The sequence below is a fragment of the Gilliamella sp. Nev5-1 genome, assembly GCF_001690895.1.
GTDB classification, from domain to species: domain Bacteria; phylum Pseudomonadota; class Gammaproteobacteria; order Enterobacterales; family Orbaceae; genus Gilliamella; species Gilliamella apicola_C.
On the sequence record NZ_LZHO01000081.1, the window covers coordinates 50383 to 65511 of the forward strand.

The 15129-nt window shown below is 36.5% G+C and carries 12 protein-coding genes and 2 pseudogenes; 7 read left to right on the forward strand and 7 right to left on the reverse strand.

Annotation, left to right across the window (positions count from 1 at the left end):
* Positions 1–159: 159 nt before the first annotated feature.
* The 3 genes from nirC to nirB are packed head-to-tail and all read right to left on the reverse strand — an operon-like array spanning position 160 to position 3808.
* A complete protein-coding gene (gene nirC / locus A9G41_RS11230; protein WP_065583294.1) occupies positions 160–927 on the reverse strand; it encodes a nitrite transporter NirC in 768 nt (255 codons plus the stop codon).
* 24 nt (positions 928–951) lie between these two features.
* The gene (nirD, locus tag A9G41_RS11235; protein ID WP_065568425.1) at positions 952–1284 is read right to left on the reverse strand and encodes a nitrite reductase small subunit NirD; all 333 of its coding nucleotides are present in this window, start codon (positions 1282–1284) and stop codon (positions 952–954) included.
* A 1-nt stretch (position 1285) separates the two neighbouring features.
* Complete coding sequence (gene nirB / locus A9G41_RS11240; RefSeq protein WP_065583293.1) at positions 1286–3808, reverse strand: nitrite reductase large subunit NirB; 2523 nt, start codon at positions 3806–3808, stop codon at positions 1286–1288.
* Positions 3809–4091: 283 nt separating this feature from the next.
* On the opposite strand from nirB, the gene A9G41_RS11245 reads away from it, so the two are divergent.
* The 4 genes and pseudogenes from A9G41_RS11245 to A9G41_RS13670 all read left to right on the forward strand — a co-directional run bounded on the left by A9G41_RS11245 (position 4092) and on the right by A9G41_RS13670 (position 8215).
* A complete protein-coding gene (locus A9G41_RS11245; protein WP_065568427.1) occupies positions 4092–4589 on the forward strand; it encodes a MarR family winged helix-turn-helix transcriptional regulator in 498 nt (165 codons plus the stop codon).
* Between the two features lie 58 nt (positions 4590–4647).
* Positions 4648–5787: an HlyD family secretion protein gene (locus tag A9G41_RS11250; protein WP_065583292.1), complete on the forward strand. Its 1140-nt coding sequence runs from the start codon at positions 4648–4650 to the stop codon at positions 5785–5787.
* Complete coding sequence (locus A9G41_RS11255) at positions 5784–6941, forward strand: ABC transporter permease (RefSeq protein WP_218837703.1); 1158 nt, start codon at positions 5784–5786, stop codon at positions 6939–6941. Before A9G41_RS11250 ends, A9G41_RS11255 begins: the two co-directional genes overlap by 4 nt.
* Before the next feature lie 234 nt (positions 6942–7175).
* Positions 7176–8215 (forward strand): annotated as a pseudogene (locus A9G41_RS13670) (IS481 family transposase).
* 72 nt (positions 8216–8287) lie between these two features.
* Here the strand turns inward: A9G41_RS13670 and A9G41_RS11270 are convergent.
* Positions 8288–8941, reverse strand: a complete 654-nt coding sequence (locus A9G41_RS11270; RefSeq protein ID WP_143425465.1) for a TfoX/Sxy family DNA transformation protein — start codon at positions 8939–8941, stop codon at positions 8288–8290.
* Between the two features lie 290 nt (positions 8942–9231).
* Here A9G41_RS11270 and A9G41_RS11275 point away from each other — a divergent pair, with 290 nt between their 5' ends.
* The gene (locus A9G41_RS11275; protein ID WP_065583288.1) at positions 9232–9855 is read left to right on the forward strand and encodes a hypothetical protein; all 624 of its coding nucleotides are present in this window, start codon (positions 9232–9234) and stop codon (positions 9853–9855) included.
* Between the two features lie 6 nt (positions 9856–9861).
* Here A9G41_RS11275 and glnB read toward each other — a convergent pair whose 3' ends face one another.
* Both glnB and A9G41_RS11285 read right to left on the reverse strand, forming a co-directional pair.
* On the reverse strand, positions 9862–10200 hold the full coding sequence (gene glnB, locus A9G41_RS11280) for a nitrogen regulatory protein P-II (RefSeq protein WP_065583287.1): 339 nt from the start codon (positions 10198–10200) through the stop codon (positions 9862–9864).
* Positions 10201–10223: 23 nt separating this feature from the next.
* Positions 10224–11828: an NAD+ synthase gene (locus A9G41_RS11285; protein ID WP_075539691.1), complete on the reverse strand. Its 1605-nt coding sequence runs from the start codon at positions 11826–11828 to the stop codon at positions 10224–10226.
* Positions 11829–11948: 120 nt separating this feature from the next.
* Between A9G41_RS11285 and aroB the strand changes: the two genes are divergently transcribed.
* Positions 11949–13028, forward strand: coding sequence for a 3-dehydroquinate synthase (aroB, locus tag A9G41_RS11290; RefSeq protein ID WP_065583285.1), 1080 nt, complete (start codon positions 11949–11951; stop codon positions 13026–13028).
* A gap of 462 nt (positions 13029–13490) precedes the next feature.
* Positions 13491–14576 (forward strand): 3-deoxy-7-phosphoheptulonate synthase, encoded by a 1086-nt coding sequence (locus A9G41_RS11295; protein WP_065583284.1) that lies wholly within the window; start codon positions 13491–13493, stop codon positions 14574–14576.
* 49 nt (positions 14577–14625) lie between these two features.
* On the opposite strand, the pseudogene A9G41_RS14065 reads toward A9G41_RS11295, so the two are convergent.
* A pseudogene (locus A9G41_RS14065) lies at positions 14626–15129 on the reverse strand (transposase); the annotation flags it as partial.

A 15129-nucleotide genomic window follows, 5' to 3' on the forward strand; every position in this document is an offset into this window, starting at 1 on the left:
TTCTGTGTTTAACTACCTTGCTATTTTGTATGACTTGTAACAATCAACGCCAAACACAATGCTCATTAAACATTCTTTATTGAAAGAGGGGAAATTCGCTATATCGCCCCTCCGATTTAAGCTAATGAGTTGAATAACCAACTTTTTATTCAGCAGTAATTAAGGTCGCTCAGCTCTAGGCGTTGAATACCAGTATCCGAGCCCCATAAATAACGCACCAGAAACAATATTTCCTAATGATACCCATAATAGATTATGACCAATTCCAGTTAGCGTGTAAGCATCACTATGGTTACCAAACCAAGAAAGCGAAAAAAGCGTCATATTGGCGATTGAGTGCTCATAACCACAAGCGATAAATGCTAACAAGCACCACCAAATTGCAATAAATTTTGCAGACCCTTCAACACGATTAGCCATCCAAATTGCTAAACAAACTAGCCAGTTACATAACACACCTCTAAAAAATAATGGGCAAGCCGCGGCCGATGTTTTTGCTAAAGCCGCAGTATGCACAAGGCTAGTATCGGTAGATAATAAAGGCGTTGCCGCATAAAAATACAGTGCCGCGACAAAAATTGAACCAACTAAATTTCCCAGCCATGTTTGTGGCAATACTAACCACATCTGAGTGTGTGTAATTTTTTTGCATTTCACCCCAAGCGTTAAAAACATGGTATGCCCAGTAAATAATTCTGATCCAGCAATTACCACTAACGTTAATGCGATCCCAAATGTCGCCCCCATAACTAAAGGTCTTATTGAAGGTTCAACCAAATTACCCAAAGTAAAAATTAAAATAATACCAAAACCTACATAAGCACCCGCCATGGCTGAACTTACCCAAAAACCGAATGGATTGGTTTTTGCCAAGCAAACAATACGCGCTGCATTAGCAGCACATTTATTGATTGTCTCTGTATACATATTTTTACCCTCTTAAAAAGATATTTAATTTGATTTAACCTGCACAGTACCATCATCATTAACATTCACTTGATAATAGGCGATAGAATATTGTTCATCATCCAAACAATAACCGTCTTTTAAACGAAAACGCTGTTTTTTTAGTGGGCTGGCAACATATAGCTCATTTTCATGCTGTCCAATAATGCCTCGCGATAACACACTTGCCTTAGCAAAAGGATCAATATTACTAATCGCATAAAGATCAGCATTATTATATGGACGAAAAATAGCAACGTGATCATGACCAACAAGCGCACAAACTCCGGTGCCTGGCAAAATATCATCAAGCTTACAAACCGTTATCCATTGACTCATACTATTCCCCTAACATTATTTTACGTTCTTCTGCTGTAGCAGGTCGATGCTGATCGCGCTCCGCTACAATTTGCACATTTTCATCACGCTGATTACTATTAATAAAGTGAGCAAATCGAACTTGATTTTCAGGATTTTCAACCGTCTTTTTCCACTCACACACCATTAATTTACGTAAGCGCGCCATTTCGCTTTCTAGTTCAGCATTAATCCCTAACTTATCGTCAACAATAACACTACGCAAATAATCAATACCCCCGTCTAGGTTTTCAAGCCAGACGGATGTACGTTGTAACTTATCAGCGGTACGAATATAGAACATAAGAAAACGGTCAATATATTGAATTAGCGTATTTTTATCTAGATCAGCCGCAAGTAAATCAGCATGGCGAGGCTTCATACCACCATTACCACAAACGTAAAGATTCCATCCTTTCTCTGTAGCAATCACACCAATATCTTTACCTTGGGCTTCAGCACATTCACGCGTACAACCTGATACACCTAACTTAAATTTATGCGGTGCACGAATACCTTTATAGCGATGTTCTAACTCAACGCCAAAACCCACACTATCACCCACACCATATCGGCACCATGTGCTACCAACACAAGTTTTTGCCATTCTTAATGCTTTAGCATACGCATAACCACTTTCAAAACCGGCATCAATAAGCTCCTTCCAAATAGCTGGAAGATCATCTTTTTGCGCACCAAATAAGCCAATACGTTGTGAACCAGTAATTTTAGAATAGAGGTGATATTTTTTAGCTATTTGACCAACAGCAATTAACCCTTCTGGCGTAATTTCACCACCCGCGCTACGCGGAATCACCGAATAAGTACCATTTTTTTGAATATTTCCCAAGAAAATATCATTACTATCTTGCAAAGGGATCAAATCATCTTTAAGAATATAATCATTCCAACTTGATGCTAATAACGATCCAACGGTGGGTTTACAAACCTCACAACCATAGCCATGACCATGTTTTTTAATCACTTGATCAAATGACGTTAAACCCTCAACACGAATCAAATGGTATAACTCCTGACGAGAATATTTAAAGTGCTCACATAATGCATGACTAACCTCGATCCCTTGTTTAGCTAATTCCATATTAAGGATTTGGGTCACTAAGGGAATACACCCCCCACACCCAGTGCCCGCTTTCGTTTCGGCTTTTATTGCTGCAACGGTATGGCAACCCGCATTAATTGCATTAACAATTTTTTCTTTCGTTACATCAAAACAAGAACAAATTTGAGCCGAATCAGGAAGCGCTTCAACGCCCATCGTGGGTTTTGCTCCTGCATGAGCAGGCAATATCAAAGTATCGGGGTGCTCGGGCAGATCCATATCATTAAGCATTAATTGTAATAAATTACTATAGTCTGAAGTATCACCAACAAGCACTGCGCCCAATAACTTGTTATTATCTTGAGAGACAACTAATTTTTTATAAACAGGAACAGTTTCATCTAAATAAACATAGCTACGGCTACCGATTGTTTTCGCTTTAGCATCACCAATACTGCCGACATCTACTCCCATTAATTTTAATTTAGCACTCATATCTGCGCCTTCAAATGGGGTTTGCTCACCCATTAAATGCGCCAAGGCAACCTGCGCCATTTTATATCCTGGTGCAACTAAACCAAATACTCTGCCTTGCCAACAAGCACATTCACCAATAGCGTAAATATCAGGATCAGAAGTTTGGCAATAGTCATTAACCACAATTCCACCACGTTGGCCAATTTCAAGCTGACATGCTTTGGCAAGCTGATCATTCGGACGAATACCTGTTGAGAAAACAATAAAATCAATTTCAAGTGATGTGCCATCAGCAAATTGCATAATTTTACCCGATGGTGTGTGAATAATTTCTTGGGTATTTTTGCTAGTGTGAACGCTAACGCCCATACTTTCAATTTTTCGGCGTAACTGCTCGCCTCCCATTACATCAAGTTGCTCTGCCATTAATACTGGTGCGAATTCAACGACATGTGTTTGTATTCCCAAGTTTTTTAATGCACCGGCAGCTTCAAGCCCCAACAAGCCACCACCAACAACAGCCCCCGTTTTGCAGTGGCTAGCACATTCAGCAATAGCATCAAGGTCTTCAATGGTCCGGTAAACAAAACAATTTAAACCATTAGCGCCTTTAATCGGTGGAACCCATGCATAAGATCCTGTTGCAATGATCAATTTATCATAGCTAACAATTCGCCCCGTCTGTGAATGAACTTCTTTACGCTGACGATTAATTAAAATAGCGCGTTCATTAAGTAATATGTTAATACCATTTTCTTCATATAGCCCTTCACGCACTAAAGAAAGTGCTTCAGCAGTATGACCGGAAAAATAAGAGGAAAGATGAACGCGATCATAAGCCAGGCGAGGCTCTTCACAAAAAATAGTAATATTAAATTGATTAGGCGACATTTTATCAATTAACTCTTCAACAAAACGATGCCCAACCATTCCATTACCAATGATAACGAGGTTGGTTTTACTCATACAACAACTCCAAATTTATTTTAATTTAATCATTTAATTTTTATTTTGCTCACATTGTATGAAACTTTGTACAGAATATAATTACTCTCAAGGATTACTACTTTAGTGGTAAAGATAAGATTATTTTAAAAAAAGTTTATTTAAAAATAAGCAATAATGACAATTACTTATAAAAAAATATCGACTCTAACCCCATAACCAATTCATAAAAAATAGTTAAAAAAGTTGCCAATTATAATTAACTTTATATAATTAGCCGACTAAATAAATTGAGTAATGATAATTGAATTACAATTCAAGAAAACTTCCTTCACGCGAAACTTTAGCAAAAGCGCAAAGATTTACTGATGAAACCATTGAGGTTTCCGGTGTCGATCTTGTCCTTAGTTTAATCACTACCGCCGATTTAATTCGCTCAAATATTTATGCGCAACTGGCAAAAGATTATGATGTATCTGAAGGAAAATTTGCGTTGTTAATGTCCTTGTATAGTGAAGGGGAAACTTGCGCTAGCGAGCTCGCATTAAGAGTCGGCGTTACACCGGCAACCGTTTCGGTAATGGTAAAACGAATGTTAGCTACGCAAGATCCTTTAATATCAATGACGAAAAGTGGACAAGACGGCCGCTCCCGACTCATCACGCTCACTACGACGGGAGTGAATCTTATTCAAAAAGCATTACCTGATCACTTAAAATCGATTCGCGCTTTTGCTCAAGTCTTAAATCCACAAGAGCAAGAATCTTTAATTGCAATGTTGCGCAAATTATTGCGGAAATAATTGCTAGTATTTATTAATAATCGTAATATTTTAACCATATACTTAGCTGACTAAATAAATGAAAAATAAATTAAACTTCAATGATTTACCTAAAAACATTAAAATCCCTGTTATCTTTTTATTGCTACTTCTTTTTGGCTCAATACTAATTTGTCTTGGTTCCAGAAACGATGCCATCACTGTGGCAAAAAGTATCAAATCAGGGGTATTAACTGCTGATGAAATCAATATTGCATTCCAAAATGTTGGTGGGAAGGTCATAAAACGATTTGTCCAAGAATCACAATTCGTAAAAAAAGGCGATCCTTTAATGCAACTTGAAGATATTGATACCCAGCTATCTATTGATCGCTTACAAGCATTAGTCGATAGCCAAACCGCTGCGGTCAATCAAGAACAAGCAGCAATCGAAATCACTGAAAACGAAATCAATCTTAATGAACTATCAACATGGCGCAAAATAGAAGAAGTCAAAGCAGGCTTAGAGGCAGCAAAATCAGCTCGAGATTTGGCTAATACTGAATTTCAACGCCATACTCAATTAAGAAAAACAGGTGGATCTTCACAATCGCAGCTCGACGCGGCGCGCAATGCCTACATCAGCACAAAAATGCAAGTTGTCCAGATTGAAAGCCAATTGTCAACATTAATGATTGGCGCAACCCCTGAACAAATGACGCAATTTGAACAAACCCGAAATGCAACCGGTATGACATTGCAATCAATCACAATTGCTAAACAAAAATTGCAAAATCGTCAAAATCAACTTGCTCAGATCCGAGCTCAATTAGCACAAGCTGAAACCGATTTAAAACAGCTCAAAGTCAATTACAACCGCCTTACATTGGTTGCACCAGAGGATGGCAAAGTACTAAAGCTGATGTTTGAAGATGGTGAAATGGTGCCGGCTGGTGCGCCTGCGGTATTGTTAGAAACTGATCGCAAATATATTGATATTTATGTTAACGAAAAAATGGTTAATGATTATCAGCCAGGTACTCAGGTAAAAGCGAACGTTATTGCACTCGACAAAACAGTAAAAGGCACCGTACGTTTTGCAACCGCTGCGCCTTCATTTGCTGATTTACGCATGACTCGCGAACGTGGCCAAGCCGATTTAACATCTTACCAAGTCAGAATTTATATAGAATCCATTCCTAAATTATTAACTGGAATGACACTTGAGGTTAATCAATGATGCAAAACATCATTAAATCTATGCTTGAAGAGCTTGATGCGATGCTATCAGGCCACTTCATCCCTTATTATAAAGTGTGTTTGGGCTTAGCCGCTATCGTGTCGCTTATCTTTTCAATGGTATTGAGCCATGGCTCTGTTTTTGAAGGAAAAATTGCGGTTATTGATTTAGATAGTTCGAATTATTCGACTGAACTAATCAGCAAAGTGAATACCTCGCCTTTTATTGAAATATCTGAGGTCATTCACTCACCAATAAACCCAATTACCTTAGTTTCACACGATAGTAATTTAGGGGTGCTATATATCCCCAAAGGGCTGGAAAAGTCATTAAAGAAAGGCGATCAAACGGTTAAATTAGGTTACTTTGTTGATGATACGAATGATGCACAAAACGCTAAAGTCATGCAAAGTCTTAACGAAATCATTCCTGAGCTAGGGGTAGAATTAAGCGTTGGTAAAGTTGCTGCATTAGGGCAAGGAAGAGAAGCAACCGAAGCTACTTTATCACCAATGCAATTAAAAACACGCTACATGTTTAACCCGGCGAGCTCATCAACAATATCGACGATTATCTATTTTGTCTACTTCTTCTCGTCGCTGACTTATGGACTAACATCGTTAATGATTATCGGCCGCTTAAAAAGCACAGGAATGTGGAATACCGTTATCGAGCGTGGATTTTTGCCACTATTGGCGCGAACCGTGCCTTATGCCCTATTTTACACCACCGCGCTAACGTTAATTACCGCAATATTGGTCATTTTTGGACAACTGCGTTTTGATGGTAACTATTTTGCATTCGTACCTAGCGTATTTATGACAGGGCTCGCATTTGGTTGGCTAGGATTTTTACTTTCTTGGAACACTAACCATCCTGGCGAAGGGGCAAGCCGGATGATATTTTTAGTGCCACCGGGATTCATCATGGGCGGCTCAACCATGGCGGTCGGAATTATGCCAATTTGGGCCTATTATGCCAGCCATGCCTTTCCATTAGTTTGGTTATTCCGATTTTTCCGTGACTGCGCTATGCGTGGGCGCTCGTTTATTGATATGCTTTCAACCTATGGGATCTTTATCATCTATTTAACGGTTATTGCTTTTGTTGTGATGATGTTTGTTGAGAGAGTGAAAAAAGTGGCTAGCGAGTAAATTTTTGTGAAAACGAGAACTTATTATCATAAAGTTGATGGCTATTTTTATCTTTAACACCAGCTGTTGTAAACTAGGTATTCCGCTGATCATCAATAAATTGGATGCTGGTTTTCAAAAATATTACTATGTATTAGTTCCGACTTAATCGGACTAAGGGCTTGAAAAAGAGAGCGTTACCAGTTTTGATATTAGGTGTCAAATCTACAATCAAAACAACAAGAGGTAACGTTCATGCTTCATACTAACAATCAAATCATAAAACATAAAGTAGGCTTATTAAATTTAGCTGAAGAACTTCAAAACGTGTCTAGAGCTTGTAAAGTGATGGGAGTATCAAGGGATACGTTTTATCGTTATAAAGAACTCGTTGAAGAGGCTAGTTTAGACTCTTTAATATCAAGAGTAGACGGACACCAAATCTCAAAAATCGCGTTGATGACCCAACGGAACAAGCCGTTATTCGTTATGCTATTGACTATCCTGCTCATGGTCAGCATAAAACAAGCAATAAGCTTCGTAAGCAAGGTGTTTTTATTTCAGGAAGTGGCGTGTGCTCTGTTTGGTTAAGACATATTCTTGAGAATTTCAAAAAACGCTTACATGCTTTAGAAGAAAAAGCGGCTCAGGAAGGTATTGAACTCAATGATAACCAAATAGCTGCATTAGAAAAGAAAAAGCACGATGATGAAGCTTGTGGTGAAATAGAAACCGCTCATCCAGGTTATCTTGGCTCTCAAGATAGGTTTTATGTTGGTAATTTAAAGGGTGTCGGTCGGATTTATCAACAGGCTTTTGTTGATACTTATTCTAAAATTGTGCATTGTAAATTGTATGTGACCAAAACGCCAATTACAGCAGCCGATTTACTCAATGACAAGGTCTTACCATTTTATAATGCCCATCATTTGCCAATGCTTCGAATATTAACCGATAGAGGAACGGAGTTTTGTGGCACTATTGAAAAGCATGATTATCAACTTTATCTGGCGATTAATGATATTGACCATACTAAGACAAAAGCTATGCCGCCACAAACGAATGGGATCTACGAGCGTTTTCATAAAACTATTTTACATGAGCTTTATATGGTGACATTCCGTAAAAAGTGCTATTCAGATTTAGAAACACGCCAAACAGATCTGGACAATTGACTGCATTATTACAATAATGAACGAACTCATCAGGGAAAAATGTGCTGTGGTCGGACACCAATGGAAACATTGCTTGATGGAAAACGGATCTGGGAAGAAAAAAATCTGAACCAGATTTAACCTGACAGACACCCAATAAAAACGGGCAACTGTCAGATTAGGTTTGAGCTAGTACAACATAGAAACTCAAAATCATTCTTTACATAGGTTTTTATTTATCTGCTTTAAAAAACATTGGTATTCAAGCTCAATTTCTTTTTTGGCTTCTTGAGATAAGGTAGCCACATGAAATCGATGTAATGAACTATATAAGGCAAACAATATATTAATTGAGATGGAGGCTTTTTTTTGTTTTATCTTAAAATAAGCCTCTAAATACCCTACTTTTTTCAATGCCTCAACATCTGTAATTCCTACACTACACAATAATCTTTCCAATGACATAGTCATGTTTGGTAACTCTTTTATTCTTTTTGCCTTAATTTCATTTTTTTCATATTGTTCTTTTTTAGTATAGGTGATCACCATTTTTACCATAGCTAACAATTTATCTTGATCTTTAAATAACTCATCACTAACTTTATAATAATCAAGTAATTTTATTGACATTCCTGTTGTTATGCTCAACGGTTGCATACCTAAATCGATAAAAAATGAGCGGTAATTGGAATGCCCCCTTAAATAAAATTCTTTTCGAGTAATCCAACCAAACATGATATTTTTACTATTAACACTAAATCCGCCAAAAAATGTTTTGAGCGAAATATCTTCAACGTCAGAAAGTTCTGTTAAAATTCGATTAGCAAATGTTGAGCACATAATTAATTCCCATCCAAACTTTATCAAGTAACTGAAATGACTTACTAATTAATCTAATTTATAGCTACTTTATATTCAAATGATTTCTAAATAAATTCATAATTATGCGATCTGTATTCCATATATAAATATTAAATGCTTTATTACTTGATAAATTATATTTTTATAAAATTAAGTTAATTTTTGTTAAAAGTAATTAAGAAATAACAATTCTTAAAAAAAGAAAAATCGCTTTAACATTGTTATTCTGTTGTAATAATTATACAATCAAAGCCAGTTAACCGAATGGTATTCAATTTTTGTCAAATCGAATCAACATGATAAAAAACATCATTGCTTTATTTTTTATGTTTCACTCTTTTGTCGCCCTTGCCGATAAATTATCATTAATTGATTCATTCACCCCCTGCACTCCTGATTTTTTTCAACAGATTTATGCTAGCAAAGATGAATTAGAAAAATATACGGACATTACACTTTTTAAGCAAAATCAAGCTTATATTCCCGTCGAAAATCGCTCTGATATAGCTAAAAACTTTGTTTATTTCAAAACACCCATGACTTATAAAAATTTAATAATCACAGGCTATTACGATAGTGCTATGGATCTTGGAAAAATAGGAAAATATTATTTCTGGGGATTTATCATCGATAATGAGATTAGCCAAATCAAAGAGACATTAAATTTCATAGATTGGAAAAAGGTGGAAGAAGATGTTCTCTATATTGGAAACCCAATGATTCGTAGTATTAATGATGACATCCAAGTCTGGCATAAAAACACTGGCACCGTCGTTGGTGTGAAAACTATTCCAGCACCAGATACAACCGAAAAGTTATTATTGCTTGAAAAAGCACCGAATATGACGCTTCTTATTTGTTCTATTCAAGGTATTGTAACTTCTGAATTACTTAAACAAGAGCGACCTGATATTCAATAATTAAAACTAAATGGCTGATTCATCCATTTCACCAGTTCGAATCCGAATGACTTGCTCAACATTATAAATAAAAATTTTGCCATCTCCGATTTTGCCTGTTTGCGCTGTTTTCATAATAGTTTCAATGCACATCTCTAAAATATCATCTGGCACAATAAGTTCTATTTTTACTTTTGGCAAAAAATCAACCATATATTCCGCACCACGATAAAGTTCGGTATGCCCTTTTTGACGACCAAAACCTTTAACCTCAGTAACTGTCATACCGGTAATGCCTTGATCTGCTAGAGCCTCACGAATATCATCTAATTTGAATGGTTTAATAATAGCTTCAATCTTTTTCATATCTATTTTCCCTTAATTCGAGATTACCAATTTTTAAACCCAAAAGCACAAGTGATTGGATAGCGTCGCCCTTTACCAAAATTACGAGCTGTAATTTTCGGGCCAATGGCTGATTGACGACGTTTATACTCATTAATATCAACCAATTTAATCACTCGCCTTATTGTTGTTTCATCATAACCTTGCTCAATAAGTTGTTCAATGGAAAGATCGTGCTCAACATACCCTTTCAAAATGCCATCTAAAATATCATAAGGAGGCAAACTATCTTCGTCTTTCTGATCAGGCGCTAATTCTGCTGATGGAGGGCGAGTAATTACTCTTTCTGGAATAACATAAGAGCGGGTATTGCGATATTTTGATAATGCAAACACCATCGTTTTCGGCACATCTTTAAGCACATCAAAACCGCCAGCCATATCGCCATAAAGTGTTGCATAGCCTACCGACATTTCGCTTTTATTGCCAGTTGTAAGCACTAACCTGCGCCGTTTATTGGATAGCGCCATTAAGATAACTCCGCGACAGCGTGCTTGCAGGTTTTCTTCCGTGGTATCTTGTGGTGAGCCTAAAAACATTGGGCTTAACGATGACATAAATGCATCAAACATCGGTTCAATTGAAACAATATCAAACTCAACGCCTAATATTTCAGCTTCTTCTTTGGCATCGGCAATACTTATATCGGCAGTATAACGAAATGGCATCATCACAGCTTGAACCTTATCTTTACCTAAAGCGTCAACCGCAATAGCGAGCGTTAAAGCAGAATCGATACCGCCTGACAGCCCTAATACGGCGCCTTGAAAGCCATTTTTGGTAATATAATCACGAGTGGCAAGTACCAATGCATCATAAACTGATGCTAATTGATTATTTTGATTTTCATCAATTATCGTTTCAGCATTGACACCAAATTTAAAAGGAACAACTTGTTCTTCAAACGATTTGAGTTGACAAACAATTTGACCAAGTTCATTACAAACAAAAGATCCGCCGTCAAAAACCAACTCATCTTGCCCTCCTACTTGGTTGACATAAATAATTGGCAATCTTGTTCGTTTTGCATGCGTTTTAACTAAATCATGTCGATGTTTTTGTTTTTCAAAATCATAAGGAGAAGCATTAATTGCAACCACAAAGTCACCTTGAGCCTGTTGAATGTAATCAACAGGCTCATTTTGCCAAAGATCCTCACAGATTAATAACCCAATTTTTTGTCCTTTAAAATCAACGACACACGTTTTATTATCAGCTGTAAAGTAACGCTTTTCATCAAACACATCATAATTAGGTAGTCGTTGTTTGTGATAACGGACTAACAATTTTCCCTCGTAAAAAAACGAAAGGGCGTTATAAATATGTTGATCTTGCCAATGAGGATGACCAACAACAACCGCACACTGTGTGCTCGCTTGTTGAATTAGTGATAATGCTTTTCGGCAACGATCTTTAAAATCAGAACGAAACATTAAATCTTCGGGTGGGTAGCCACAGAGAGCAAGTTCTGAAAAGATGATCAAATCATCAGATGAATGGCTGTTTATTAATTCAATAATCTGTTGGGTGTTTCCCTCTATATCACCCACACGCCAATTTTTTTGCGCTAAAACAATAGATAAAGACATACAAAATTAAATACCACAAATCAAAATTGTTGATAAGTTTAAATGATTCTAAGTTGCGCTGCCACATTTTTATCGCTAACATGCAACAATAAATTGGCTTTCATTTTTCTGGATATTATTATGCAAAAAATTCTAAATGTAGCATTAACTAAACGCAGTTACCCTATTACTATTGGTGAAAATCTACTTAATGAATTTGAGCATTTTAAACTTCAGACTGGCCAACGCGTACTTATTGCGACCAACGAAACAATAGCCCCACTTTATTTACAAACATTAATTAACATGCTTGAAAAACATGGTGTAAAGACCAGTTCAGTGATTGTGCCTGATGGTGAAAAATATAAAACCATGGAAACTTGGAATACGATTTTAACAGCGTTGCTAGCCAATAATCACACTCGTAGCAGTATTGTTATTGCACTAGGCGGAGGTGTCATTGGTGATGTTACTGGCTTTGCTGCCTCTGCTTACCAACGAGGCATTAAGTTTATCCAAGTACCAACCACCTTACTATCACAGGTTGATTCATCGGTTGGGGGCAAAACAGCCATTAACCACCCACTGGGTAAAAATATGATAGGCGCATTTTATCAACCACAATCTGTCGTCATTGATATTAATTGTTTAAAAACATTGCCTCAACGAGAGCTTTCCGCAGGGCTGGCTGAGGTGATTAAATACGGTATTATTTTAGATGCTCAATTTTTTGCTTGGTTAGAAACCCATATCGATGATGTGCTAAACTTAGATATTGATGCTACAAGTTACTGTATTTATCGTTGTTGCGAACTTAAAGCGCAAGTGGTCGCTGCCGACGAGACAGAACAAGGTATGCGCGCACTGTTAAACCTTGGTCACACATATGGTCACGCTATTGAAGCAGAACTAGGGTATGGAAACTGGCTACATGGTGAAGCAGTCAGTGTTGGCATGTTAATGGCAGCGCAAACAGCCAAAAGATTAGGTAAATTAACAGATGCTGAAATAGCTCGCATTAAAAACCTTTTAATAAGAGCAAAACTTCCTGTCGTAAGACCATCACAAATGTCTATTGAATCTTACCTTCCACATATGATGCGCGATAAAAAAGTGATATCGGGACAGTTAAGGCTAGTTATACCAACTAAGATTGGCCATGCTGAAGTAATCGATGGAATTGATAAAAACCTAGTTTTAGATTCTATTTCGAGCACCTAGGCCTTATACTGATTAATTAAATTCGCATCAATCTTTTACTGAAACATAGTCATTACCTGAAACTGCTTTACACAACTAAATAAGCAATTATTTAGTTATGTTGATGAACAGGCTTTAATATTACTAACAGGTTGTTACATACAATACATGATTATCACTACCCTATGTAATGCTAAATAGCGATAATAAACTATTCGTTGAAAAAATTAGATAGACAAAAATGAACAACTCTATCAGCTGTAAATTTAAATTTACAATCATGCTTATTTTTATTTGATTGATTTCATATAAACTATTTTTTATTTTGCCTTACATAATATAACCACAATAAATTTCCTTTATTTTAACCAAACAATAAGAATTTTATTTACTATTATGTAATTTTGTGTTTACATACTAGCCGTCTATGTAATTAATATTTTACATATAAAATATTTGAATGGTTTTAACAAGGAAAGCAAAATGTTAAAAGATACGCTAAATAATGTCCGAATTAAAGATGAACACATGTTAATCACACCTGAAGAAATAAAACAGCTTTACCCGTTATCCCACAATCTAGAAAACCAAATTGCCTTATCAAGACAAACTATCGTTGATATTTTAGAACGTCGAGATCATCGATTGCTTATCGTATGTGGTCCTTGCTCTATTCATGATACTGCGGCAGCACTTGAATATGCACATAAATTAAAAAAACTATCGGACGAAGTGAAAGATAATTTATTTATCGTCATGCGTGTCTATTTTGAAAAACCTAGAACAACCGTTGGTTGGAAAGGTATGATTAACGATCCTCATATGGATAGTTCATTTGATATTGAGCATGGACTAAAAAAAGCACGTAAATTACTACTGGATATCACTAAAATTGGTTTACCGATTGCAACCGAAGCGTTAGATCCTAATACTCCACAATATATTGGTGATTTAATTAGTTGGTCAGCAATCGGCGCAAGAACAACCGAATCCCAAACGCATCGAGAAATGGCTTCAGGGCTATCCATGCCGGTTGGTTTTAAAAATGGAACCGATGGTAGCTTAGATGTGGCAATTAATGCAATGAAATCCGCATCTATGGCGCACCGCTTTGTTGGTATTAATCAACAAGGACAGGTTACAATATTACAAACTATGGGTAATCCGCATGGCCATGTTATTTTACGTGGCGGTAAAACACCTAATTTTGATGCTGAAAATGTGGCAGTGTGTGAAACACAAATGCAAAAGGCAGGTTTATTACCTAATTTAATGATTGACTGTAGCCATGCCAATTCTAATAAAGATTATCGTAACCAACCGATTGTTGCTGATACTATTATTGATCAAATCGAAAAAGGTAATAATTCCATTATTGGTGTGATGATTGAAAGTAATTTATTTGAAGGGAATCAACCATCAGAGCAACCACAAGAAAACTTGAAATATGGTGTGTCTGTTACTGATGCTTGTATTAGTTGGGAAACAACTGAACAATTATTACAAAAAATGAATAACCGGTTAGCTAAGTCATTAACTCAAAGACAAAACCAATCAGCACAAGCTTAACCTTTGTAAACAACAATCATAAAAAATCGCCGATGTTATCATCGGCGATTCAGATTGATGACAAACCTCGATATAATTCGGGGTTTATTTTTTTATTTAAACCATAAATAGGATTTTTAATTTGGATTTTATTAAATAAATTAAAAAATAGCTTAAAAAAACGTAACAAAAATAGCTTTATCGCTATTTTCTTGATATTTTGAGCCGTTGCGGCCAATAAACACTGCATTTGAACCTGCGCTCTTCCTCTAAATCGTGCATAGCGATGTCCGTGATGTTGTTTAGCATCAGCAAAGCTGCGCTCTATCGTTTCTTTTCGCCGAGCATAGACTTTTTTACCCCACTGACTTAAACGAATCTCGTTGGCTTTCTCTTTATCTGCTTCCCAGATATGCCGTGTGATGACTTTCTGTGTATTTTTACTCTATGTACACTGTGACAATAACGGACAGATTTTGCAGGTTGTTGCATCAGAATGATAATGACGATAACCTTCCCTGCTGGTAGTTTTATATATTAATGTTTGCCCGTTTGGGCAAGTATAAGTATCGTT